Here is a 23731-nt window from a genome sequence, read left to right as displayed (position 1 = left end):
GATGCAACCCCAAGTCCTTGCGTTCTTTCATGCCGACAGCAACACCTTCACCTATGTGGTCGCCGATGCGGCGTCCGGTGCGGCTGCGGTGATCGATCCGGCGCTGGACTACGCGGCGGACACAGGCCAAGTCGGCACGCACGCGGCACAAGCCATCGTCGCTACTATCCGGCACCACGGGTGGCAGGTGCAGTGGCTGCTGGAAACCCACGCGCATGCCGATCATCTGTCCGCCGCGCAATGGCTGAAACAGCACTGGCCGCAGGCGCGCATCGGTATCGGTGAAGGGATTCGGGATGTACAGCAGACGCTTGCGCCGCGTTATGCGTTGCCGGAGGACTTTCGTGCCGACGGCTCGCAATTCGATCATCTGTTTGCCGACGAAGAGCGCTTCATGCTCGGCGGCATCTGCGCACGCATCATCGCCGTGCCTGGGCACACCAGCGACAGCATTGCGTATCTGATCGGCGATGCACTGTTTCCTGGCGATTCGTTGTTCATGCCCGACGCGGGCACGGCGCGTTGCGACTTTCCCGGTGGCAATGCGCGGCAACTGTATGCCTCCATCCAACGCCTGTACGCGCTGCCGGAGAGCACGCGTGTGTTCGTCTGCCACGACTACGGCCCGGGCGGTCGCGCCGTGGCGCACCAGACCAGCATCGGCGAACAGCGGCGCAGCAACATCCATGTACGCGATGGAGCCGATATCGACGCATTCGTGGCCCAGCGCCAGGCGCGCGATGCCACCTTGCCCGAGCCCAAACTGATCAGGCCCGCGTTGCAGGCCAATCTTCAGGCGGGACGCTGCAAAGGCTTGGCTCCATAGCGTTCGTTCGTGCTCGCCACGCGGGTCACGGCGCGCAGCCGTTATGATCGATGTCCGACCCTTCTGGAGCTTGTACATGCGCACAATCGGTTTTGGGCAGCGCGCGTTCTGCATACTGATGCTTGCCTTGCCCGTGTTGGCCACTGCACAGACAGCGCCAGTGACGGTGTTTGCCGCCGCCAGCCTGAAGGAATCGATGGACGAAGCCGCGGCCGCTTACGAAAAAGCATCCGGCACGCCGATACGTATATCGTATGCAGCGAGCTCCGCGCTGGCGCGTCAGATCGAACAAGGCGCACCGGCGGACGTGTTCTTTTCGGCCGATCTAGCGTGGATGGACTATCTGCAGCAGCGCGGCTTGGTCGTGCCTGCGCAGCGCCACAATCTGCTCGGCAATACGCTGGTGTTGATTGCACCGGCGAACAGCAAGGTCCGCGTGGATCCGCGCACGCCAGGCGCCATTACCAGGGCGCTTGGCGCAAGCGGGCGCTTGGCCGTTGGCCAGACCAACAGCGTGCCGGCCGGCAAATATGCCGCCGCCGCGTTGCGCAAGCTCGGTCATTGGAATGGTTTGAGCAACCGCCTCGCCGAATCAGAGAGTGTGCGCGCCGCATTGATGCTGGTGTCGCGTGGCGAAGCGCCGCTGGGCATCGTGTACGGTTCGGACGCACGTGCCGATGCCAAGGTGCGCGTTGTCGCCACCTTTCCCGACGACAGCCACGATGCGATCGTGTATCCGGTTGCTGCGCTCAAGAACAGCAGCAATCCCGCTACGGCCGCGTTCGTGCAATGGCTGCGCAGTGCGCCGGCCAAGGCGATCTTCAGCCGTCGTGGCTTTTCGTTGAAGAATTGAGGCGCGCCGTTGTCGATGTTCACCCCGGAAGAGCTGACTGCAATCGGCTTGAGTCTCAAGGTCGCCACCGTCGCTGCACTCGCCAGCCTGCCGCCGGGCATCGCCTGCGGCTGGCTGCTGGCGCGGCGCCGCTTTCCGGGCAAGACGCTGCTGGACGCACTGCTGCATCTGCCGTTGGTGATGCCGCCGGTAATCACCGGATATGCGTTGCTGGTGGTACTGGGCACGCAGGGGCCGGTCGGCAGCTGGCTGCTGAAACACCTCGGCATCCAGTTCGCCTTCCGTTGGACCGGCGCGGCGGTGGCGTGTGCAATCATGGGATTCCCGTTGATGGTGCGCGCGGTCCGTTTGTCGATCGAGGCCACCGACCGCCGCCTGGAAGCTACCGCCGCCACGCTGGGCGCGGGCCCATGGCGGGTGTTCTTCAGCATCACCTTGCCGCTGGCCTGGCCAGGATTGGTCGCTGGCGTGGTGCTGGCGTTCGCCAAGGCCTTGGGCGAATTCGGCGCGACCATCACCTTCGTCTCCAACATTCCGGGCGAAACGCAGACCTTGTCGTCGGCCATCTACGGCTTGATGCAGGTGCCGGGTATGGAATCGGGCGTGTGGCGACTGGCAGGCGTTGCATTGGCGCTCTCGCTGGCGGCGCTGTTGCTGTCCGAGTGGCTGGTGCGCAGGCCGCATCCGCGCGAGGAAGACTGATGCTCGATATCGACCTGCAGCTGCGGCGCGGCAACTTCCAGCGGCGTATCCGCATCCAGGACGCTGCGCGCGTGGTGGCGCTGGTTGGTCCGTCCGGCGCCGGCAAGACCACCGTGCTCAATGCGATTGCTGGGCTGGTGCGTCCGCATGCTGGGCATATTCGCATTGATGGGCGGTGTCTGTACGACGATCGACAAGGCGTGAACCTGCCCACGCACAAGCGCCGGATCGGCTACGTGTTTCAGGATGCGCGGTTGTTCCCGCATCTGGATGTGCGGCGCAACCTGCGCTACGGTCGCCATGCGCGTGGCACATCGCCGTTCGGGTTCGACGATGTGGTGGCGTTGCTGGGCATCGGCCCGCTGCTGCAACGTCAGCCGCGCAATCTCTCCGGTGGCGAGGCGCAGCGCGTAGCGATTGGGCGGGCGCTGTTGTCGCAGCCGGCAATCCTGTTATTCGACGAACCGTTGTCGGCGCTGGATCGGGCGCGCCGGGAAGAATTGATCCCTTATCTGCAGCGGGTGCGCGACGAGATCCGCTTGCCGATGCTCTACGTCAGCCACAATCCCGACGAGGTGCAACGTATTGCCGACAGCGTGCATGCGCTGGAGTGACTACTACTAGCCGAGCGCTTATGCGACGATTCCGGCGGGCGTGGTCGCCGCTCGAAACAGCAGTTGCAAACGCGGGCACCGCACGTTCTGTGCGTCGGTTACGAGGACCTGAGAACTGTTCGCAGCGTCGGCTGCCACAAGTGCTGGTGTGGTCGCTTTGCTGCATGCGCGGGCTGGCCGGCACGCATCGCTTGTCATCGCGCGACCTTGCCCGTGCGCACGCTTACCTTGCCTTTGCCGTACTTCATAAGGTGAACGCGAACGACAGCGTCACCGGGACCGGGTCCTGGCTATCGGCGCCGGTGCAATCGTCCAGCGCCGCCGGTTGTGCGACACCTCGCGCAAACGTGCACATCGCGGCCGGCACAAACCTCCACTGCAGCACCGTGGTGCGCACCGCCTGCACCAAATCGGCATTGTCCGGCAGCAGCCCGGCTGCGCATTCGTCGCGATCGGACATGGGATCGACGCACTGCACGGCGCCATCGGCCGTGACGATCACATGGGCGCATACGGTGGTCGGCGGCAAGGTTTGCCGTGGCGAATCGGCTGGCAATACCGGCGCGGAACCGCTGCGTTGGCGTCAGTGTGTAGGGCTCGATGGATGCGTCGCCATTTCCACCAGACTGCGAAGTGAGCATGTGCTGATCCACCGAATCTTCGCGCTGGCTGAGTTCCTGCTCCTGCACGCGTTGGGCGGCACATCCACTCAGTACGAGCAGCACGCTTGCGCTGCATGTCAGACGGCGATTCATCGCAAGGCTCCACGCGGCGCGCACTGTGCTGATGCGCAGCCAGCAAGAAGATCGGGCCGCGCGGCATCTGGTCGCGTTGCACCGGCGTCAGCGGATGCGGACGTTTCATCCGAAGCATCCAGTTCGAACCTGACCGGCACGCGGACCGCGGAGGTCACCGCCTTGCCATCCACACGCGCAGGTTTAAAACGCCATTGGCGCGCTGCATCGACCACCGCCTGATCGAACACGCCGGCGGGCCGGCTTTGCACAATAGCGATGTGCTGTGGCGCCCCTCGCACGTCCACCTCGATCTGCAATTCGACAAAGCCCTCGATCGCTGCAACGAATGCATTGCGTGGATATTTCGGCGGTTGCAGCGTAGCCAAATCCAGCGCGTTGCCTGGCGCCAGTGTCGGTCGCACCGTTGCAACCATGCGCGAGGGCTGCACGGCCCAGCAGGCGGCGCTCCCGATCAGTGCCAGCGACAGCACCATGCCCATCTTCCAACGGGCACGCCGCACATTCGTCGCAGGACCACACAATGCGGCAATGCGCTGCGTCAACGGATGTGCGACGACACCCAATGGCAGGCCAGTGGGGTCCAACCACTGCCAAGCTGGCACTTGAGCATCGTGGTCGCATAGCCGCGTCGCTTGCTGGGGTACCGCGCCAGTACCGCGGCATCGCAGGCCAGTTCCTGCTCTAGCCGGAACGCGCGCCATGCCAAGTGCATCAGCGGGTTGAACCAAGCGATGCAGAGCAGCAGTGCGGCCAGCAGATTGGCATGCAGGTCGCCGCGGCGCAGATGCAGCCGTTGGTGCGTCAAGATCAGGGCACGCTCGCCAGCGGTGTAGCGCGCATTGAAATCCATCGGCACCACGATACGCGGCCGCCAGATCCCCAAAGCTGCCGGCAGACCGACGTCATGCGTCGCTATCCACAGCACGTTGTCCAACGCATGCAGTGGCCCCATGCTGCGCACGAAACGCTGCTGACGCCACCACAGAACGACCGCCATCACTGCGGCCCCGGCAAGCCACGCGGCCACAAGGAACTGCGTCCATCCGTGTTCGCCGTCGTGCGTGGTGAGCGGAAGCGGCATGGCAACCGGCGCGGGCAATTTCAGCAATGCTGCACTTGTCGGCCGGCCTGGCAGCGCGGCTGCCACCAACGCGAGCGGCACGCTTGCCCAGATCGCATACGCCGCCGTTGCACCCAGCCAGGCACGCAGCGGACGACGCAGCAACAAGCACGCCAACAACGCGACCGTGATGTAGAGCATGGCTTGCAGCAGCACTAATGGATCAAGGCGCATCGTCCAACTCCTTGAGCAGCCGCTTCAATTCCGCAATATCGGACGCGTTGAGTTTTCCGCGCTCGCTGAAGTGCGCCACCAGCGGCGCGACTCGTCCACCGAACAGCCGTTGCAGCAAACCTTCGCTCTGTTGTTGCACCCACTGGTCGCGTTGCAGCAATGGCCAATAGTGGTACTTGCGGCCTTGCTTTTCGGCTGAGATGGCGCCCTTGGTAAGCAGACGATTGAGCAAAGTCTTGATGGTCGGATCGGCCCAACCGGTGTGCGACAACGAGGCGACAACGTCATCCGCCGTGCACGGCGCACTGTCCCAGAGTACTTGCATCACCACTGTCTCCGCATCGCTGATCGACATCCGATTACGCCTGTAATTTTTATCGATTACGCCCGTAAACAGAATGCTTGCCAAGTCGCTGCGCCGATTCCGGGCAATCCAGCTGCGATGGCAGCACAGAAGCAGTTTCATCGGTACCGGCAGCACGTAAGGACAAGTATTGCCGGACGTCCGTATCAACTATCGTCCAGATGACCTCACCGTGTACCGCACCTGGCTGCACCGCAGTTTCAGACGCCCGGCCTTCAGCCCTGATTTCCGGCGAAACGGTGTACTCCAGCGACGACACCCAGCAAGGTGGTCGGCATCTCCAAGCTCAATCCCGATCTGCATCCGAGCAAAGCCGACGACGCCGAATCTTTCTGCTGACATCGCCGCCGATTTCATCGGCCGACCGTTTAGGCGCAACGCAGGTGACCGAACGCAGGTGACCGGTTGTCGGTCGATGCAATGAAATCGCCCACGCACAAGTGCACGGCACAGCGCGCGCGCGCGCGCCGTGTCGGTGTCGGTGTCGGTGTCGGTGTCGGTGTCGCATGTATGAGATCGCAAAGCGGAACCACACCTCACGCCATCACTTATTCCCCGCATCGATACCGCACTCTCAGTTAGTCCGGGTGCAGCCATTTCACGAAGAAAACGCAGGCCGATCGGGCAAGGTATGCGCATGCATCCATCGGACCTGCTCATGTCTTCACGCTCTTACGCTCGCACCTGTTTGCTCGCCCTCGCACTGGGCCCCTCGATCTCTGCACTGGCGCAGGCGCCGCAGCCCGCCGCTGCACCTGCAACCGTGCCCGTCGCGAACGTCGTGCCGACCGGCCCACGTTCGGACATGCATGCGCAGGTATTGCTGGATCGTGCGCATTTTTCGCCGGGGCAGATCGATGGCGAACGTGGCTCCAATCAAAAGCGTGCTGTTTCCGGGTTTCAGGCCGCACATACGATCAAGGTAACCGGCGAGCTGGATGACGCAACTTGGCAGGCATTGCAAGCCGACACCACGCCGGCATTGATGCAATACACCCTCACCGATGCCGACGTCGCCGGCCCGTTCCAGCCAATTCCCAAGGGCCCGGCAGAGCAGGCCAAATTGCCTTCGCTCGGCTACACCTCGGTCGACGAAGCACTGGGCGAACGTTTCCATGCAGCCCCCGAACTGCTGCGCCAACTCAATCCCGGCGTGGACCTGAGCAAGGCCGGCAGCGTGATCCAGGTGCCGAACATAGACGGTGTCCCGCCACTGGCCAAGCCGGCCAAACTGGTGATCGACAAATCCGACTCGACGCTGCGTCTGTTCGATGCCGACGGCAAGCTGTACGCGCAGTTCCCGGTGTCTTCGGGCAGCAAGCACGATCCACTGCCGATCGGCCGCTGGAAGATCCTCGGCATCTCGCGCGCCCCGGTGTTCAAGTACAACCCCAAGCTGTTCTGGGATGCGAAAAAAGGCGATCAGAAAGCGACGCTGCCACCAGGCCCGAACAACCCGGTCGGCCGCGTGTGGATTGACCTTTCCAAGCCGCATTACGGCCTGCATGGCACCCCGGAGCCCGGCCGTATCGGCAAGACCGAATCGCATGGTTGCGTGCGCCTGACCAACTGGGACGTCGTCAACCTGGCCAGCGTGGTCGGCCCGTCGGTGCCGGTGGTCATGCAGGAGTAAGCATGAAACTGCTGATCACGTTGGTATTGGGTGTGCTGCTGGGCGCAGCTGGTTATTGGTGGCTGAAACATAGCGTGCCGGAGGCAGAGACCACGTCATCGTCGAATACTGCGCCTGTGGCAACAGAGCGTGACGCGCGTGCTGAACTGGCAGCATCTTCTGCACCAGCACCAGCGGTTACCGCCTCTGTCTCAGCTCCCGCGACCGATGCGGCTCCAATCGACACGTCTGTGACAACAACGCCCGCGCCATCTGCCGACACCGCAGTTTCAGAAACCGGCCTGCTGATTCCGGTGCAAGGGATCAGCAGCAGCCAGTTGCAGGACACTTTCACCGACGCACGCAGCGAAGGCCGCGTGCACGATGCCATCGACATCCTTGCGCCGTCAGGAACACCCGTGCTGGCAGTTGCGGACGGCACGGTCGAGAAACTCTTCACCAGCGAACGCGGAGGCTTGACGCTGTATCAGTTCGACCCGAATGGCACATATTGCTACTACTATGCGCATCTAGAGCGTTACGCCGATGGCTTGGCTGAAAAACAGTCCATCAAGCGCGGTCAGATCATTGGCTATGTCGGCAGTACCGGCGACGCGAATCCTGCGGCGCCGCATCTGCATTTCGAAATCCATCGCTTGGGTCCAGAAAAACACTGGTGGAAGGGCGACGTGTTGAATCCTTACCCCGTGTTGCATGGCGATCAAGCTTTGCAGTGATGCGATGGCTCGGTCATGCACACAAAATAACACTGCGGCAGGTAGCCGGCGCGGTCCCTGGCCGACCGTTGCAAGCCTATTACGCTTGCACGCCGCATAAATCACCTCACGCTGATTGCACCGTTCAAGATGGCCGACCAATCGATGGACACCATGGATTCGTTGCGCGCGTTTCGGCAATGGTTTCGTACACCAGCGGACTTTTTCTGATATTCGTAGCCCACGCTCGGCAACGTGTTGTCGGTAAGGTCGGCATCCATGACCGACGAGCCGATCTTCTTGCGCGGGTTGTAGCGGTCCATGTCCAACTCGCCGTCCTGATACAGGCCGACCATGCGAGCACGCACAACGCACAACGCTGCGTTGAACGATGACACATCGCGCGTTGAATACCACGCGCGACAAAAAAGCCGGCTTTCGCCGGCTTTTTCTCTAACTCAAGACGCAAAGCGTTACAGCGCCTTGGCCGCCGCGACCACATGCTCGGCGGTGATCTTGAAGTACGCATACAACTGATCGGCCGGCGCCGAGGCACCGAAGGTGTCGATGCCGACCACATCGCCATCCAGGCCCACGTACTTGCGCCAGAAGCCGGTCACGCCCGCTTCCACCGCCACGCGCTTGCGCACCGCGTTCGGCAACACAGACTCGCGATAGGCCGCATCCTGGCGATCGAATACATCGGTGGACGGCATCGACACCACGCGCGTCTTCAAACCGGCCGCATCCAGAGTCTTCTTGGCGTCAACCGCCAGGCCAACTTCCGAACCGGTGGCGATCAGGATCACGTCCGGCGTACCGCCTTCGGCATCGGCCAGCACATAACCACCACGTTCGATCAGTTTGAGTTGCTCGGCGCTGCGCGGCTGGTGTTGCAGGTTCTGCCGACTGAACACCAGGCAGCTCGGGCCGTCCTTGCGGGTGATGGCGGCTTTCCAGCTGACTGCCGACTCCACCGCATCGCCAGGGCGCCACACATCGTTGTTGGGGATGTAGCGCAGCGAGGCCAGGTGCTCCACCGGCTGATGGGTCGGACCGTCTTCGCCCAGGCCGATCGAGTCGTGCGTGTACACATGGATGGCATGCGCCGGATTCAACGCGCTCATGCGCACGCCGTTGCGTGCGTAATCGCTGAACACCAGGAAGGTGGCATCGAACGGAATGAAGCCGCCATGCAGTGCCAGACCATTGGCAATGGCGGTCATGCCGAACTCGCGCACGCCGTAATACACGTAGTTGGCATCCGGGTCATCGGTAGCTACCGACTTGCTGGCCTTCCACAAGGTCAGGTTGGAATGCGCCAGATCGGCCGAACCGCCGATCAGTTCGGGCAGCAGCGGCGCGAACGCTTCGATCGCCAGCTGCGAGGCTTTGCGCGAGGCGATGGTCTGGCCATCTTGCTGCGCCTTGGCGATGTAGGCATCGGCCTGGGCGATGAACTCGGCCGGCAGTTCAGCGTGCGAACGACGGGTCAGCTCGGCTGCTTCGGCCGAATACTGCTTGCCGTACTTGTCGAACAGCTGCTCCCACTCGGCCTGCCGCAACGTGCCGGTGCCATTAGCGCGCCAGCCGGCGTAGATCTCTTCGGGAATTTCGAACGGGCCGTACGGCCAGTCGAGCGCCTTGCGTGCGCCTTCCAGTTCTTCCTTGCCCAGCGGGGCGCCGTGCGAGGATTCCTTGCCGGCCTTGCTCGGCGCGCCGAACCCGATCTTGGTGCGGCAGCAGATCAGGGTGGGCTTGTCGGTGGTGTCCAGCGCGGTTTCGATGGCGGCCTTGATCTTCTCGGCGTCGTGTCCGTCCACATCGCCAATCACGTGCCAGCCGTACGCTTCGAAACGCTCCGGCGTGTTGTCGCTAAACCAGCCGGCAGTGTTGCCGTCGATGGAGATCTGGTTGTTGTCCCAGAACGCCACCAGCTTGCCCAGGCCCCAGGTACCGGCCAGCGACGCAGCTTCGTGCGAAATGCCTTCCATCATGCAACCGTCGCCCATGAACACCCAGGTGCGGTGGTCGACGATCTGCAGCTCCGGGCGGTTGTAGCGCTGCGCCAGCAACTTCTCGGCCAGCGCGAAACCGACTGCATTGGCAAAGCCCTGCCCGAGCGGACCGGTGGTGGTCTCTACGCCGGGGGTTTCGCTGCGCTCGGGGTGACCGGCGGTCTTGCTGTGTAGCTGACGGAACTGCTTGAGCTGCTCGATCGGCAGGTCGTAACCGGACAGGTGCAGCAGCGCGTACTGCAGCATTGAGCCATGCCCGTTGGACAGCACGAAGCGGTCGCGGTTGAACCACTGCGGGTTGTTCGGGTTATGGCGGAAGAAATCGTTCCACAGCACTTCGGCGATATCGGCCATTCCCATGGGCATACCGGGATGGCCGGACTTGGCGGCTTCGACCGCATCGGCGGCGAGAAAACGGATGGCGTTGGCCAGCTGGCGACGGGTGGGCTGGGTCATGGACGTCTATGGGAAGAGGAGCCGCCTATTCTCCCACAGAGCGTGTTAGCGGAATGGGGCGGCGGGAATGAGGAACCGGATGCAGTGTCGCCAGTTGGTCGATGACGCCACTGCCCCAAAGCAGCCACGATTGCGATCGCCAGAGCTCACATCACAGCTGCCGATCGCAATAGCCCGCTTTAGCGATTGCCCACTCCCGATTTTCCCTATTCCTCGCCCTTGACCACCAACGTCGTCAACACCAGATCACCCGTCACGTTCAACGCGGTGCGGCACATATCCAGAAAGTGATTGACGCCCAGGATCATGCCGATGCCAACCGGGTTGACGCCGACCATCGCGCAAATCAGCGCTACCACCGGCAGCGAGCCGGAGGGCACGCCAGCGGTGCCGATGCCGCCCAGGATGCAGACCAACATCACCATGAATTGCTGGCCGATACTCAGGTCCACGTTGAAAAACTGCGCAAGGAAGATCACCGTCACGCCTTCGAACAATGCCGTGCCGTTCTGGTTGGCCGTAGCGCCCACGGTCAGCACGAAGCGCGACACGCGCGGCGGCAGGCCCATCTCATCGGCCACGCGCAGAGCGGTCGGCAGGGTCGCGTTACTGGAGGCCGTGGAGAACGCCATCATGGTGGCCTCTTGGCTCTGCTTGAAGAAGCTGATCGGCGAGCGCCCGGCGAACTTCACCGCCAGCCCGTAAGTGACCACCATGTGCAGACCCAGCGCGAGCACTACTACACCGACGTAGGCGCCTAGGCGAATCAGCAGGTCGAATCCGAACAGCGCAGCCAGATTGAACATGAAACACGCCACCGCATAGGGCGCGAGGCGAATTACAAGGCCGATCAAGGTCATCGAGATTTCGAAGATACCCTCGATGCCGCCCTTGAGCGTGGCGACCTTTTCATCGTCGGTGAGCACTATGCCCACACCGAACATCACCGCGAAGAACATCAGCGACAGGATCGCGCCGTTGCTGGACGCCGCGGCAATCACATTGCTCGGCACGATCGACAACAACATGTCCATGCCCTGCGGCTGGGTGCCGGAGCTGGAAATGATCTCGCGGGTACGCTCGGTGTTTTCCTGGATCAACTGGTTGGCCAGTTGCGGATCTACGCCCACCCCAGGGCGTAATACGTTGACCAGCACCAGGCCAAGCAATACCGCCACACTCGACAGCACGACGGTGTAGCCCAAGGTGCGCCAACCCACGCGGCCGAGCGCGCGAATGTCGCCCATTTCGGAAATGCCCACTACCAGCGCCGAAAACAGCAGCGGCACGATCAGCATGAAGATCAGATTGAGGAAAATCTGCGAGAACGGCGTGGTGATGTACTTGGTCACCACGTGCACCCAGTCGGCGTCGCTGCCGGCCAGGTAGTAGACGGTCAGACCCAACAATAGGCCGAGGGCGAAACCAATGCCCATCTTCCAATGAAGGGACAGGCCCGGGCGATGGGTGGCTGGTGGTGCAGTCATCTGGTCGAGCCTCGATCTGGACACAAAGACTGTAGCTTAACAAATGCCATCGCCGCAGCAATCTCCCCGGCCTGCCGCAGCGCACCTGCCAATCGATAGGTATGCCCTAGGCGCGAAGTGAGGTAGGACTTGGAGCTGGTAACAAATTTACCGACTACGGGACTGCGACGCTCGGAGCAACGTGTGCTAGACCTTGCAATGCTGAGCGCGCGCCGTCGGCGACTATCCGTCAGTTGCTTACCGTACTTTGCAAGCCAGTCGGAGCGCCGCTGATGCAGCGCAGCCACTCAAGGCGCTGGCGGATACAGCGGCGCCAGCACCTCCGGCTCCGCAGCTGTGGTGTGTCGCCAGCGCGGCCCATTGGCGAAGGCCTCGCGCAATGCCGCACGCGCGCCTGTCACGTCGCCATCGCTACCCCAACGGGCGCGCTGCATCTGCGCCACCGCTGCCCGCTGCGCCGGATCTGCCAACGCCGCCAGCACGCTGTCGATATCGGCAACACCTGCCATGCCGCACAGCACGGCGGCCACATCATCCATGCCGCCGGTATCGAGCGCGCGCCGCAACTCGGCCATGCCATGGGTCGCGCGCCGGCCGGGCGCAGGCACATCACCGCCATTGATCACCGGCGCACCGGGCGAACCGCCGCGTGGCCGCAGCAAAGCCCACACCAGCGTGACGATCCACAACAGCGCAAAACCGATCGCCGCCGCGATCCAACCCCACGGCCGTTGCGCGGCCGACGGTTGTTGCAGGCTGAGCATGCTGGCCGCCGGAGCTGGCGCAGCGTGATTGGCTGACGGCATCGCAGCTGGTGCCGGCGCAGGCGTCGCAAAGGCGCCGCTGCCCGCAGCCACATCCAATGTGAGATCCGGCAACGACGCGGTCTTTGCCGCCGCCGCGCCGACATCCCACCACGCCACCTGCAAGCCGGGCACCACCAACGGGCCGGCGCGGTTGGGCACGATCGAATAACGCCGGGTCAGCCGCAGCTGTGGCGAGCCGTCAACGAAACGTTCTTCGTACTGCGCCGGCTCAGCGAACACCTGCGCATCGGGTACGCTCGGGGTCGGCAATTCCGGGAACTGCGCCTGCGTGGCACCGAGTGCGTCAGCTTCCACCACGATCTGCGCCGCTTCACCGGCAGTCGCGCGCTGCGGCGTGGCGGTATAGCGCAACTGCAGGCGACGCAGCGGCAACCATGGCTGTGGCGCGTTGGTAGGTTGCGCGCGCACCTGCAACGGAATGCTGGCGCTGCGCGCACTCAGCTCGCCATTGCCGCGACCGAAGTAATCGTCGAAAAACCCGCCGACCGAACGGCCACTGAAACGCGCAGAGGGCAGCACCAGACGACCACTGCGCTCAGGTACCAGCAGATAGCGCCGCTCCACCACGTTGTACTGGCGATTATTGATCAGCCTGACCGAGCTGACGTCATCACCAACGCGTTGCATCGATGCACCATCGGGCGCCTCCAGATCCAGTTCACCAGACGCCAGCTGGGTAGCCAGGTACAATCGCACCACCACACCCACGCTCTGCTGCACGTAGGGCTGCGGGTCGTCCACCTGCGTTTCGACAAAGGCCTCTTGGTTGCCCTGCGCCGCTGTCGGCCCGCTGACGGCGCCATTGTCGCTGCCGGCAGCGTTTGCCGATGCGACCACCTGCAGCCGTAGTGGCTCGGTACGTTCATTGCCGACGCGTATCGCCGGCACGGTCAGCTCGCCGCTCTTTCGCGGCGTCAACACCACACCGAACAATGCGCGCAGGGCCACCGAGCCGTTGGTCACCTGCATCTGTTGATTGGCGCTCTTGGCACCCAGCGCAAAGTCGTTGCGTAGCGGCGTGTAATCCGGATCGACACCCCGTTGATCGGTCTCGATATTCAACGTGACCACGTCGCCTGTATTGGCGCTGTCGCGATCCAACCACGCGCGCGTTACCGCACCCACCGGTGCGCAGATAAGCAGCACCACGCTGGTCAACATGCCAATCACCGCGCGGCGCAAGTGGTGTGTGCCGATCATCGTTCGTCCCGTTGCCTGCGTTCGTGTTCGAGCCTGAATTTGGTTCGCAGCAAGCTGCCTGGATCATCCGGCACCCGCCGCAGCCACGCATCCACTGCCTGGCGCTGCGCGCGTTGTTCGGGCGTCTCGCTTGAGGGGGCGGCTTCCTGCTTGCCGTTTGCATCCGCACGCTTGTCGCCGGCCTGCGCCATGGCTTGCTGCATCTTTTGCCGCTGCGCGGCGTCGGCCTGTTGCTGCGCTTTTACATCGGACGACTGCGGCTGCGCGTCCTGCTTGCTCTGCTCGCCTTGCCCATTTTTGGACTGTTGGTCTTGCGACTTTCCGTCCTGCGGCGTCTTCGAGTCCGATGGCGGATCCTTGCCGTCCTGCTTGCCTTGCGTGTCCTGCTTGTTCTGCCCATCTTGGCCGGACGTTTGATCGTCCTGCTTGTTCTGCTTGGACTGACCTTGGCCGGGTTTGTTCCGACCAGATTTGTTCTGATCGTTGGATTGGCCTTTGCCGTCTTTATTGTTTTGCTGCTGGCGCTTGCGCGCAGCGTCGACCGCCGCACGATTGGCGATCGCATCGGGCTGATTGGGATGTTGCTTCAGCGCACGGTCGTAGGCCGCAATCGCCTCGTCGTACTGGCCCTGTCGCGCCAACGCGTTGCCGAGGTTGTACAAGCCCTCATCGGTCGGCACACCTTCAAAGGCCCTCTGCGCCGCCGCGAAATCGCCTTTGCGATAGGCCTGCACGCCGGCATCCAAGCGTTGTTGCTGCACCTGATCGGCGCGCTGCCACAAGGTGCCATCGGCAGCGTGTGCCGGCGGGGAAAGCGGTAACACGCACACCAATGCCAGTACCGCCAAGACCGCGCGTCGTCGAAACGCCAGTAGCGCCAGCAGCATCACCGGCAGCAGCAGCCAATAGCCTTCGTCCAACCAGGTTTTGCCGCCGTTGGACTCTGCCGTTTCATCTGCCAACGGCTGTTGCGAAAGATCGAGCACCCCCAGTGCACGCAGATCCGAATCGTCGGCCGCAATGCGCGCATAGCGGCCACCGCCCTGCCCGGCCAGATCGCGCAGACTGCCTTCATCCAGTTTCGCCTGCGTTATCTCGCCGCTCGTCTTGCGATAGGCAGCCCCGCGCTCGCCACCCACACCGAGCGCAGACACCTTGAACCCACGCGAGTGCGCCAGCCGTGCGGAACTTTCGGCCGACCGATCCGCGCTATCGCTCACCAACAAAATAGCGCCCTGCTTGAAGCCTGCTTGCAGCAACAGCTGGGTCGCCGCATCGATGGCGGTATCGGCACGCTTGCCGTCCACCGGCATCACCGATGGCGACAGTGCATCCAGAAACAACGCTACATTGGCGGTGTCTTCGGTGAGCGGCGCAACAGTGAAGCTTTCGCCGGCATAGACCAACAACGCAACTTCGCCACCGGCGCGCTTGCGCAAAAGCGTGGCCAATTTGGCACGCGCCTGCAGCAGGCGCGATGGCGGCAAATCGGTCGCGTTGATACTGGACGACAAGTCCAGCACTACGACCAAGGGCATGCTGGAGTGATACACCGGTCGCTCGGTCTGCCGCCAGCTCGGTCCGCTCATCGCCACCACCGCCAGCGCATACGTCAGCGCCGCCAGCACGAACCCCAGCCAGCCACGCCGGCCACCGGCGACCAGCAACTTGGGCAACAGATGCGCATCCACATTCTGCCGCCACACTTGCGCATCGCGTCGACGCCATTGCCACAGCACCGCTGCCGGCACGATCACAAGCAGCGCCCATAGCAACGTCGGACGCAGCAGATGGAACGACTGCAACGAGCCTGTCAGCTCAGTCGGCGCGTTCATCGCCATCTCCGCGGCAACACATAGGCCAGCAGCGCAATGATGATCGCCGCGCCCAATGGCCAGTAATAACGCTCCACGCGCGGTTGCACCGATGGCCCGAGCCCCTTGACCGGTTCAAGCCGATCCAGCTCGGCGTAGATGCCAGCCAGCTCTTCGGTGTCGCGGGCGCGGAAGAAGCGCCCGCCGGTCTGCTCGGCAATCTTGCGCAGCCCGTCTTCATCGATATCGTCGTTGCCACCTGCCGGAATCGGCACGCCGAACAACACATGACTCCCACTGCCGCCGAACGCGATCGTATGCACACGCACACCTTCGGCCTTGGCAAGTTCGGCAGCCTTCAACGGATTGAGCACGCCTGCTGTGTTGACGCCGTCGGTGAGCAATACCACCACGCGTTGCCCCTGCTTCTGCTCGCGCAGACGTTTGACCGACAACGCGATCGCATCGCCAATCGCGGTTTCGCGCCCGGCCAGCCCCACCACGCTATCGGCCAATTGGTCGCGCACAGAGGTCAGGTCTACGGTTAACGGTGTCAGTGCATAAGCGCGCTGGCCGAACACCAGCAGGCCGACGCGATCGCCATCGCGCCGATCCAGAAAGTCTGATAACACCGCTTTGGCGGCCGTCAGCCGATCCACCACATTGCCGCCGAGCACCATGTCCGGCTCGCTCATGCTGCCGGACAGATCTACCGCCAGCATCATCTGTCGCGCCTCGCGCGGCGGCTGAATCACTTCGCCTAATTGTTGCGGACGCGCAAGCGCCGCGCACAACAGAAACCACCCCAACCATGCAAGCCAGCGCGGCATGCGCAGTGCAGGCACGCGTTGCGCCCGCGCAACCGCATGCAACTGATCCGCATACGGCACGCGTAGCGCGGGTGCATCGGCGCTGCGCTGCGGCCAGAACCACATCAGCAACGGCAGTGGCATCAACCACCACGCCCACGGCCATCCACAGTGCGCAAACGCATCCTGCCATTGCGACCACTGCAGCCAGTTCATCGCTGGCCCCGCATGAGACTCACGAAGCGCTGCCGCGCCAGCACTTGTACCGCATCCAGGTCGGCAACGACCGGTGTGCGTTGAAAACCGCCGTCCAGGACTGCCCGGCCCGGACCCTGCGAAAACGTATGGCCCTTGCTGTTACGTCCATCCAGAAACTGCAACCAAGCCTCGCCTTGCAGTCGATCGGCTTGCGCATCGACAGTACGAGCCGCCCGCCGCAACAGCACCGACAACCTCGCCAAGCGCTGTGCAGGTGTTGTTGCGCTCTGCAGTTCGGCATCGAATGCTTCCAACCAGCGGCGTTGCTGACGGCGGCGGCGCCACCACCAGAACCATGCGGCACCAAGCACCAGCACGACTGCAGCGATCACCAACCACCAGCCAAGCGCCAGTGGCCACCACGATGGCGACGGCGGCAGGTGGACATCACGCAAAGGCAGCGATTGCGGTACCACCCTCATCCACCGCACCCGGTCGTGCTGCCGCCCAACCAAGCATCGCTGGTATCGTCGGTAGACAGGCGGTGCAGACGTACACCGCGCGCCCGCAGCAGCGAGGTGAGTTGTTCCAGCGGCGCTACGAATTCGTCCTGCCAGCGCGCGCGTCCGGCCTGGCTGGAGAGATCGATCGCAATGCGTTCGCCACCTGCATCGAATGCCAATACGCGTGCAGGCGGCGCCAGCTCCAATGGGTCGACCAGCACGATCACTACCACTTCATGATGCAAGGCCAAGCCCGACCAGCGCGTGGTGGAAATTCTACTGGCACTGCGTGCATCGGCCAGCACGGTCAGGCGTGCACCGGGGCGTAACAGGCGCGCGGCATGATCCAGCGCAACATCCAGCCCCGCATCGCCGTGCGGCGGTTGCGCATACCAACGCATCAATGCATCCAGAACCGGCAACACACCGCGTTGACCGGAACGCGGCGTAATCGGCGCCTCGCTGGCAGTGCCGCGCAATGCCGCGATCCGGTCGCCTTGCCGCAGCGCCAGCCACGCCGCAACGGCGCCGGCGCGTGCCGCCTGCACCGATTTATAGCGCACCCGGGTGCCGAAAAAGAGCGCCGGCGAGGTGTCGGCAACGATCAGGCTCAAGCGCTCGCGCTCGGCCTGGAATAATTTGGTATGTGCCCGCCCGGTGCGCGCGGTAACGCGCCAATCGATGTGCCGCGCATCGTCGCCTGCCACATACTCGCGTGACTCGGCGTACTCCATCCCGCGCCCGCGCGTTGCCGCCGGCACCGGCCCGACCAATCCATGGCGACCGCGCCCCGGTTGCCCGCGATGGATCGCGGTACCGCGCAGCGCGATCAACTCCGCAAGGCTGGGGCGCAGGCCATCACCGGCGACGGACGACGGAGCGATTTCAGGGGATGAAGAAGGCATCGAAAACATCGGAGTCTGGCGAGAGGGCGGCATACCTCAGCGAACGCTACCCGATCAGGGCAGCGGAATCTTTTCCAGCAACGCGGCAACCAGACGTTCGCCATCCCACCCTTCAGCGGTGGCTTCATAGCTGGGCAGCACGCGATGACGCAGCACGTCCGGCGCGATTGCGCGGATATCGTCTGGCGTCACGTAGTCGCGCCCGGCCAGCCACGCGCGCGCGCGCGCGCAACGCTCCAACGCAATCGAGCCGCGCGGACTCGCGCCCCAGGCGATCCGCCGCGCCAACGCCGGGTCGTAACGCTGCGCATCGCGCGAAGCGAGCACGATCTCGATCAGATAGCGTTCCAACTGCGGCGCCAGATGCACGTCCAGCACCACACCTCGTGCAGCGAAGACATCCTCTAGCGGAATCTTGTCGGGCACGGCCTCATGCTTTTCCAAGGTATCGCGCGCAGCCTCGCGCGCCAGGCGCAGGATTTCCGCCTCCGCATCGGCCTGCGGATAGCCGATGCGCACATGCATCAGAAAGCGATCCAACTGCGCCTCGGGTAAGGGGAAGGTGCCCTCTTGCTCGATCGGGTTCTGCGTCGCCATCACCAGAAACAGCTGCGGCAGCGCATACGTATGCCGACCGACCGTGACCTGGCGCTCGCCCATGGCTTCCAGCAGCGCCGACTGCACCTTGGCCGGGGCACGGTTGATCTCGTCGGCCAGCAGGATCGGATGGAAGATCGGCCCTGGCATGAACTCGAAGCGGCTGTCTTGCGATCGCCAGATCTCGGTGCCGGTCAAATCGGCAGGCAGCAAATCCGGCGTGAACTGCACCCGCGCGAAGTCGGCCTCCAGCCGAGAAGCCAGCGCACGAATCGCAGTGGTCTTGGCCAACCCGGGCGCGCCTTCAACCAACAGGTGGCCGTCGGCCAGCAACGCGATCAGTAGCCGCTCGACAAGCGCCGATTGACCAACGATGCGCTGCGCCAGCGACTCGCGCAGCAAGGTGAATTGACGATGCAGCCGGTCCTCGACGGGCGCGGCAGCGGTTTCTGGGGGTAAGAGCGGCGGTGCGTTCATAGACTCAGTGTGACCGATTCGAACGCGATTGGTTCACTCCTAAGTGGGCTCAGGCCGTTCAGCGAGCGACACAATGCATGGTTGTGGCTGCTTTGACACAAGCACCACGTTGATCTTCACACATAACACGCATCGAAATTATTCTGCAGGGAGCCCGCAGGGCTCCTTTTACTAAAACACTCACGTTGATGTTCGGCAAACTCGCTACCCCTTCGCCATCTGCGCGCCGGATTTGCGATCGATCGATCACGATGTTCGATACTAGAGAGCAGGATCGGCGTCGCTTCGAACAAAACGAGAAGCAAGCTCACCAGTGGAGCCAATGCGCGAGAGTTGGCGGTATTCAGTGGATATCCCTGCGCCGCATCAGCTTGACAAGATGCAGCAACGAGCCGTCTTTTTCATCATGAAGCGGAGCGAAAAAATGATGAGGCCAAAGAGCAGCAATCGTCGGACGCATGCCCAGAGCACCTACCAAAGCGTGCCAGAGCAGGCGACTGGCCGGTCGGCGAGCCCGGGTGGCGCTCCGGCCGGAATGCCGTCGTCGTCAGCGCCCTCCGGCGTCCTCGGCGAACTGCCAGCTCGACCGAATAAGCGCCGTCGCACCGAGGCATCTGCTGCGCGTTCGGTGCCGGGGCCGAGTGCGCTTCTGGCGCCGAACGGCACATCGATACCGTTTCCCTTCGCGCTGCATTACGACGACCCGCACCCCAACAGTCATGTTCCTCAACTTCGGCGCGCGGATGCGCCTGGGCCCCAGGGGACAACAGCGCAGCAGCCTGCTTCCGAAGACGTCGCAGTTCATGAGGAACGTCCGGCGCCAGTTGATTGTCCATCAACCTCGGGCGATAGGCGCAGCAGGTTCGCCAAGCTAAGAGACACGATACGAAGCGCGCGCGGGCCGTCAAGCTTCAATGCACTCTATCCAGCCGACCAGGAACTCATCGAGCAGTTTATAACCCGCCTCGAGGAGGCGCAGAGCACATTCAATACCGCAAGAAGCTACATCTATGTGTTGATACGTTTTAGCAATTGGCTCAGGGAGCAGAAAAAGGCTGCTCTGCCAGACCGGCTCCTCAAAGACAAGGACGGGCTGAAACTCGATGTCCTTAGTTTTCAAGAAAATATGAAACGCAATCATCTGGACGCGGCAATGAACCATCTGAGTATTATGGCATCTGATAAAGACGGAACGGTAAAGATCCGGGATTACAGCCGCCATGAGGCTCCTGGCGGCGATGAAGAATTCATCGCTAATGCGTTTTCTGCTCACCCCAATTATGCAAACACGTATGCAACCACGTTGCGCGCGTTCAGTGAATGGCTCCATGCCCAGGATAAAAAGGGATTGTGCGAAACGGGCAGGCTGCACTCACAAACATTGATGGATGACGCCCGCGCCTTCGCAAGAACTCGCATGGCGAGTAGTGAAAAGTCAGTTAGGGCATTGCAGAAACTGCGGAAACTTTACCTCACCGGAGAGACGGACTTCGTGAAGAGGCATAGTGTGGGTAAAATACCCGAAGCCGACCGCCGACTCAGAGAGCGATATAAAAAGGCTTTGTGGGAAAACAGCGGCGGGAAGACATACGATAGCGGGCAAAGCTACGCCGATAAGATGTCATCCCGTATGATCCGATTCAGCGTCTGGCTAGATGAGAACGCAAAAGCGACAATGGCGTCGCGTTTGCACGACCCAACGTTGGATGACGATTTGGCTCTGTACATCGATGCCGGAAAATCGAAAAACGCCGGTTCCATGCAAGGCATGCTGAAGAGAATGCGCGAGATGCTTCCTCTTAACGTGCAGTCGCCTGAGCTCGGAAGCAGAGCTGAGCCGTCGGGGCCTTCTTACCTTTCCATGGTTGAACCCACTCGTTCGGGTGGTCGGCCGCAGGCGCCTTACAGATGGGATCTCAATATGCCCGCGGAGGAGCTAGCGGGACCGTCGGGGTCAGCCCCCGAGCCGCAGACGCCTCAACGTAGTTGGGACCTCAACATGCCCCCGGCGGAGGTGAGGGAAGTTTCGTGGTCAGCCCAGTCCGAGCCATCGAGTTCCACCCTTGCATTCAACCGGGATGCACTGCATCCAGAAGCTACAAGGCCGCAGCGCACCACCGCCATGTCGCAAGCGTCACTACCGACATCCAACGAGGACGACACCTGACCCAACTGGAAACATGATCCATAGCCTGTCCCCAATGGCTATTGCATCGTGGGGCTTGAGAGCAGCAGATCGGTTGTATCCGCAGCATGCAGTATCGCGTTGTCGCCATGACGAGCGTGACCAACGCGTGGAGCCAGCCCCACCTTTATCTGTCTTCGCTTCTTTCGAGGTGGCTAAGAGCGGCTAACAAAACTACTGCGCCACCGCCAGCAGATGATGGAGCAGGCCGGCGGGAACAACGCCACGTGGAGATCCAGATCGATGCAACCGGTTTTAGGCGGGCGCGGCAGCGGCTTCTAAGGGTAAGAGCGGCGGTGCGTTCACAGATCCAGTGTGAGCGATTCGAACGCGATTGGTTCACTGACGGGCATCGTGATGTTCAGGATACCTCTAAAAACCTACTGATTAGCCCTGACTCTCAGCCATGAAAATTGCTCGCCGCACGCAAAACCGGCTCTAGACATGGTGCGGATTGCATCATGGCCGTGGCAAGTCGTGGCGGCATGTCGCACAAGCGGAATCGGCGATTAAGAGCGGCTAACAAAACCCAGGAAGAAGCCGTAAGCAGATGATGGAGCATGCAAGCGAGAGCAACGCCAAGTGGAGATCGATGCGGCGTTCAAAGCGGATGCGCAGTTTGCCCATGCCTGCGAACCAGGCATGCGTGCGCTCGACGACCCAGCGATGACGGCCCAACCGGTCGTTGCGCTCGATTCCCTTGCGTGCGATCCGCGCAATGATGCCGCGCTGCTTGAGGAAGGCGCGACAGCGGTCGATGTCGTAAGCCTTGTCGGCGTGCAATTTGTCTGGCCAACGTCGCGGGCGCCCTGGTTTGCCACCAATTGGCGGCAAGGCGTCGATCAACTCCTCGAACACGACCGAGTCGTGCCGATTGGCGCCGGTGACGCACACTGCCAAGGGCACGCCGTTGCGGTCCACGATCAGATGCCGTTTGCTGCCGAGTTTGCCGCGATCGGTCGGGTTTGGCCCGGTGTAGGCGCCCCCCGGGGGAGGCCACACTGGCGGCGTCCAGACTGGCTCGGCTCAGATCTAGCCTCTGGGCGCGACGCAGCTCGGTCAGCAACACCTGATGCAGACGATGCCACACACTGGCGGCTTGCCAATCACGCAACCGGCGCCAGCAGGTCATGCCGCTGCCATAGCCCAGTTCCACAGGCAGGTCTTCCCATGGCATGCCCGTGCGCAAGACATAGACGATGCCGTTGAGGGCTTGCTGATCACTGATACGCGGCCGTCCACCTTTAGGCGAACGCTTCACTTGGGGAATCAGCGGCTCGATGCGCTTCCACAGCGCAATGGGGCTCTCTTTGCGACGTGTCATGCCAGCAATTTTGCCGCCAACGAAACAATAGTCAAAGGGTTTTGTTAGCCGCTCTAAAACGATAGGCCGCTTCTCCCAGGTAACGCCTTGCGTATTTGCCTTGCGCGATGGCGTCATACACGCCACTGATGGCGCGTTTGAGGTTGCCCAGCACCACGTTGACCCAGCGGGCGCCGGCCGCTTCGGTCGCCGCCCGCCCACCCCACCGGTATCCAGCGTGGTGTGCGCGTGGCCGGCCTCTTCCAGGCGGCGGAAGCAGGCTAGCCCGTCGGTGTAGACCTCGCATGCGGGCGCCAGGCGACGCGCCGTTCAGTCCTTGAGCGAGGCATTATCAAAGCTGCGCACCGGCTCGATCACCACAAACCTCGGCGCGGTGAAGGTGGCATCGGTCTGTACCGCAATCAGGAACGGTTGTTTGTTTTCCGACCCGCGTCCAGCCTTGCCGCCGTTACGCTCACCGCCCAGATAGGCATCGTCGATCTGCACAAGACCAGATAGTTTGCGCACAGATTCGCGCTCGGCCATGACCTGCATGATCTTGTGCTTCATCCGCCAGGCGCTCTTGTAGTTAACCCCCAGATGGCGCATCAACTCAAGCGCGGCCATATTGGTTTTGGTCCAGGTCAACAGGTGCAAGGCCAGCATCCAGGTGCGCAGCGGCAGTTTGGTGCCTTCGAACATCGTGCCAGCGATCAGGCTGGTCTGATGACGGCACGCGCTGCATTGGGAGTAGATCGCAGCCCCCCGCTTGAAACGCGAGCGCGACCATCCAGCACAGCAGGGGCAACGAAATCCCTGCGGCCACCGCCACTTTTACAGGGCGCGGTAGCACTTGGCTTCGGTACCGTAGGATGCGAAGAACTCGGGCATCGATACTCCAGCTTGGAACTGCACGGCATTGATGCGCATCACGCCCTTTCGACATATCCAGGGTCGTTATCGAAGCTCATTCCATCTCGAGTTTTCGGAACCTCGGGAAACGGGTTCCTGGCAGGAGCAGATGAATCAGGATTGACGCCCTTGCCAACCGCCTGAAATGCACCCTGAGCTTCCACTGACTCGTTCGACTCAGTGAAGGTCTCATTCTGATAAATGCCCTGCGTTGGGACTTCGCCCTTACGCGCTTCGTGCGTCCAGATGATGCCAGCTACTACGACTGCTAGTGCTGCTGCACTTAGAGCGTCTAACAAAA

Annotated in this window: 18 protein-coding genes and 5 pseudogenes; 8 read left to right on the top strand and 15 right to left on the bottom strand. The window is 62.5% G+C overall.

Annotated features, from left to right (window positions below; genetic code table 11):
* Position 1: 1 nt before the first annotated feature.
* The 4 genes from J5I97_RS04425 (at position 2) to modC (ending at position 2995) form a co-directional block, all read left to right on the top strand.
* Positions 2–826: an MBL fold metallo-hydrolase gene (locus J5I97_RS04425; RefSeq protein ID WP_208589328.1), complete on the top strand. Its 825-nt coding sequence runs from the start codon at positions 2–4 to the stop codon at positions 824–826.
* Positions 827–902: 76 nt separating this feature from the next.
* Positions 903–1679: a molybdate ABC transporter substrate-binding protein gene (modA, locus tag J5I97_RS04420; RefSeq protein ID WP_208589326.1), complete on the top strand. Its 777-nt coding sequence runs from the start codon at positions 903–905 to the stop codon at positions 1677–1679.
* Between the two features lie 15 nt (positions 1680–1694).
* The gene (gene modB / locus J5I97_RS04415) at positions 1695–2381 is read left to right on the top strand and encodes a molybdate ABC transporter permease subunit (protein ID WP_208591553.1); all 687 of its coding nucleotides are present in this window, start codon (positions 1695–1697) and stop codon (positions 2379–2381) included.
* Entirely contained in the window at positions 2381–2995 is a 615-nt protein-coding gene (modC, locus tag J5I97_RS04410; protein WP_208589324.1) for a molybdenum ABC transporter ATP-binding protein, read from the top strand. The genes modB and modC overlap by 1 nt, the downstream gene beginning before the upstream one ends.
* A gap of 194 nt (positions 2996–3189) precedes the next feature.
* Here the strand turns inward: modC and J5I97_RS04405 are convergent.
* The 3 genes and pseudogenes from J5I97_RS04405 to J5I97_RS04395 all read right to left on the bottom strand — a co-directional run bounded on the left by J5I97_RS04405 (position 3190) and on the right by J5I97_RS04395 (position 5402).
* Positions 3190–3750 (bottom strand): annotated as a pseudogene (locus J5I97_RS04405) (hypothetical protein).
* Positions 3747–5047, bottom strand: a pseudogene (locus J5I97_RS04400) (TonB family protein). The pseudogenes J5I97_RS04405 and J5I97_RS04400 overlap by 4 nt, the downstream one beginning before the upstream one ends.
* Entirely contained in the window at positions 5037–5402 is a 366-nt protein-coding gene (locus tag J5I97_RS04395) for a BlaI/MecI/CopY family transcriptional regulator (protein ID WP_208589323.1), read from the bottom strand. Before J5I97_RS04395 ends, J5I97_RS04400 begins: the two are co-directional and overlap by 11 nt.
* Positions 5403–5464: 62 nt before the next feature.
* Here J5I97_RS04395 and J5I97_RS19775 point away from each other — a divergent pair.
* From J5I97_RS19775 to J5I97_RS04385, 3 genes and pseudogenes are all read left to right on the top strand, one after another.
* A pseudogene (locus tag J5I97_RS19775) lies at positions 5465–5738 on the top strand (TonB-dependent receptor); the annotation flags it as partial.
* A gap of 331 nt (positions 5739–6069) precedes the next feature.
* Entirely contained in the window at positions 6070–7044 is a 975-nt protein-coding gene (locus J5I97_RS04390) for a L,D-transpeptidase family protein (RefSeq protein ID WP_208589322.1), read from the top strand.
* Between the two features lie 2 nt (positions 7045–7046).
* Positions 7047–7760, top strand: coding sequence for a M23 family metallopeptidase (locus tag J5I97_RS04385; protein WP_208589321.1), 714 nt, complete (start codon positions 7047–7049; stop codon positions 7758–7760).
* Positions 7761–7861: 101 nt separating this feature from the next.
* Here the strand turns inward: J5I97_RS04385 and J5I97_RS04380 are convergent, their stop codons facing one another.
* The 9 genes from J5I97_RS04380 to J5I97_RS04340 form a co-directional block, all read right to left on the bottom strand.
* Positions 7862–8062, bottom strand: a complete 201-nt coding sequence (locus J5I97_RS04380; RefSeq protein ID WP_208591864.1) for a hypothetical protein — start codon at positions 8060–8062, stop codon at positions 7862–7864.
* A 150-nt stretch (positions 8063–8212) separates the two neighbouring features.
* Entirely contained in the window at positions 8213–10213 is a 2001-nt protein-coding gene (gene tkt, locus J5I97_RS04375; RefSeq protein ID WP_208589320.1) for a transketolase, read from the bottom strand.
* 206 nt (positions 10214–10419) lie between these two features.
* Positions 10420–11700: a dicarboxylate/amino acid:cation symporter gene (locus tag J5I97_RS04370; protein WP_208589319.1), complete on the bottom strand. Its 1281-nt coding sequence runs from the start codon at positions 11698–11700 to the stop codon at positions 10420–10422.
* 287 nt (positions 11701–11987) lie between these two features.
* A complete protein-coding gene (locus J5I97_RS04365) occupies positions 11988–13727 on the bottom strand; it encodes a BatD family protein (RefSeq protein WP_208589318.1) in 1740 nt (579 codons plus the stop codon).
* A complete protein-coding gene (locus J5I97_RS04360; RefSeq protein ID WP_208589317.1) occupies positions 13724–15562 on the bottom strand; it encodes a tetratricopeptide repeat protein in 1839 nt (612 codons plus the stop codon). Before J5I97_RS04360 ends, J5I97_RS04365 begins: the two co-directional genes overlap by 4 nt.
* Positions 15559–16566 carry a vWA domain-containing protein gene (locus tag J5I97_RS04355; RefSeq protein ID WP_208589316.1) on the bottom strand — a complete coding sequence of 336 codons (1008 nt, stop codon included), beginning with the start codon at positions 16564–16566 and terminating at the stop codon, positions 15559–15561. Before J5I97_RS04355 ends, J5I97_RS04360 begins: the two co-directional genes overlap by 4 nt.
* A complete protein-coding gene (locus J5I97_RS04350; protein WP_208591551.1) occupies positions 16563–17024 on the bottom strand; it encodes a DUF4381 domain-containing protein in 462 nt (153 codons plus the stop codon). The genes J5I97_RS04355 and J5I97_RS04350 overlap by 4 nt, the downstream gene beginning before the upstream one ends.
* 2 nt (positions 17025–17026) lie before the next feature.
* Positions 17027–17989, bottom strand: a complete 963-nt coding sequence (locus J5I97_RS04345) for a DUF58 domain-containing protein (RefSeq protein WP_208589315.1) — start codon at positions 17987–17989, stop codon at positions 17027–17029.
* A gap of 21 nt (positions 17990–18010) precedes the next feature.
* A complete protein-coding gene (locus J5I97_RS04340) occupies positions 18011–19030 on the bottom strand; it encodes an AAA family ATPase (protein ID WP_208589314.1) in 1020 nt (339 codons plus the stop codon).
* Positions 19031–19376: 346 nt separating this feature from the next.
* Here J5I97_RS04340 and J5I97_RS19770 point away from each other — a divergent pair, with 346 nt between their 5' ends.
* On the top strand, positions 19377–21197 hold the full coding sequence (locus tag J5I97_RS19770; RefSeq protein WP_238135638.1) for a hypothetical protein: 1821 nt from the start codon (positions 19377–19379) through the stop codon (positions 21195–21197).
* 418 nt (positions 21198–21615) lie between these two features.
* Here J5I97_RS19770 and J5I97_RS04330 read toward each other — a convergent pair.
* The 3 genes and pseudogenes from J5I97_RS04330 to J5I97_RS04320 all read right to left on the bottom strand — a co-directional run.
* Positions 21616–21726 (bottom strand): annotated as a pseudogene (locus J5I97_RS04330) (IS1595 family transposase); the annotation flags it as partial.
* 8 nt (positions 21727–21734) lie between these two features.
* Positions 21735–22539, bottom strand: a protein-coding gene (locus J5I97_RS04325) for an IS5 family transposase (protein ID WP_208589313.1) whose coding sequence is annotated in 2 segments (ribosomal slippage) — positions 21735–22209 and positions 22208–22539 — 807 coding nt in all. Because the reading frame shifts where the segments join, the coding sequence is not laid out codon by codon here.
* A 55-nt stretch (positions 22540–22594) separates the two neighbouring features.
* Positions 22595–23448, bottom strand: a pseudogene (locus J5I97_RS04320) (IS1595 family transposase); the annotation flags it as partial.
* Between the last annotated feature and the right edge of the window lie 283 nt (positions 23449–23731).

The organism is Xanthomonas fragariae, assembly GCF_017603965.1.
In the GTDB taxonomy this organism is placed as follows: domain Bacteria; phylum Pseudomonadota; class Gammaproteobacteria; order Xanthomonadales; family Xanthomonadaceae; genus Xanthomonas; species Xanthomonas fragariae_A.
This window is presented reverse-complemented; position numbering and strand designations above follow the sequence as displayed.

What these genes read in the sequence shown, in the direction of transcription:
- J5I97_RS04425 (WP_208589328.1), top strand. Translation starts at nt 2, where the DNA reads ATGCAACCCCAAGTCCTTGCGTTCTTTCATGCCGACAGCAACACCTTC.
- modA (WP_208589326.1), top strand. Translation starts at nt 903, where the DNA reads ATGCGCACAATCGGTTTTGGGCAGCGCGCGTTCTGCATACTGATGCTT.
- modB (WP_208591553.1), top strand. Translation starts at nt 1,695, where the DNA reads ATGTTCACCCCGGAAGAGCTGACTGCAATCGGCTTGAGTCTCAAGGTC.
- modC (WP_208589324.1), top strand. Translation starts at nt 2,381, where the DNA reads ATGCTCGATATCGACCTGCAGCTGCGGCGCGGCAACTTCCAGCGGCGT.
- J5I97_RS04395 (WP_208589323.1), bottom strand. Translation starts at nt 5,402, where the DNA reads ATGTCGATCAGCGATGCGGAGACAGTGGTGATGCAAGTACTCTGGGAC.
- J5I97_RS04390 (WP_208589322.1), top strand. Translation starts at nt 6,070, where the DNA reads ATGTCTTCACGCTCTTACGCTCGCACCTGTTTGCTCGCCCTCGCACTG.
- J5I97_RS04385 (WP_208589321.1), top strand. Translation starts at nt 7,047, where the DNA reads ATGAAACTGCTGATCACGTTGGTATTGGGTGTGCTGCTGGGCGCAGCT.
- J5I97_RS04380 (WP_208591864.1), bottom strand. Translation starts at nt 8,062, where the DNA reads ATGGACCGCTACAACCCGCGCAAGAAGATCGGCTCGTCGGTCATGGAT.
- tkt (WP_208589320.1), bottom strand. Translation starts at nt 10,213, where the DNA reads ATGACCCAGCCCACCCGTCGCCAGCTGGCCAACGCCATCCGTTTTCTC.
- J5I97_RS04370 (WP_208589319.1), bottom strand. Translation starts at nt 11,700, where the DNA reads ATGACTGCACCACCAGCCACCCATCGCCCGGGCCTGTCCCTTCATTGG.
- J5I97_RS04365 (WP_208589318.1), bottom strand. Translation starts at nt 13,727, where the DNA reads ATGATCGGCACACACCACTTGCGCCGCGCGGTGATTGGCATGTTGACC.
- J5I97_RS04360 (WP_208589317.1), bottom strand. Translation starts at nt 15,562, where the DNA reads ATGAACGCGCCGACTGAGCTGACAGGCTCGTTGCAGTCGTTCCATCTG.
- J5I97_RS04355 (WP_208589316.1), bottom strand. Translation starts at nt 16,566, where the DNA reads ATGAACTGGCTGCAGTGGTCGCAATGGCAGGATGCGTTTGCGCACTGT.
- J5I97_RS04345 (WP_208589315.1), bottom strand. Translation starts at nt 17,989, where the DNA reads ATGCCGCCCTCTCGCCAGACTCCGATGTTTTCGATGCCTTCTTCATCC.
- J5I97_RS04340 (WP_208589314.1), bottom strand. Translation starts at nt 19,030, where the DNA reads ATGAACGCACCGCCGCTCTTACCCCCAGAAACCGCTGCCGCGCCCGTC.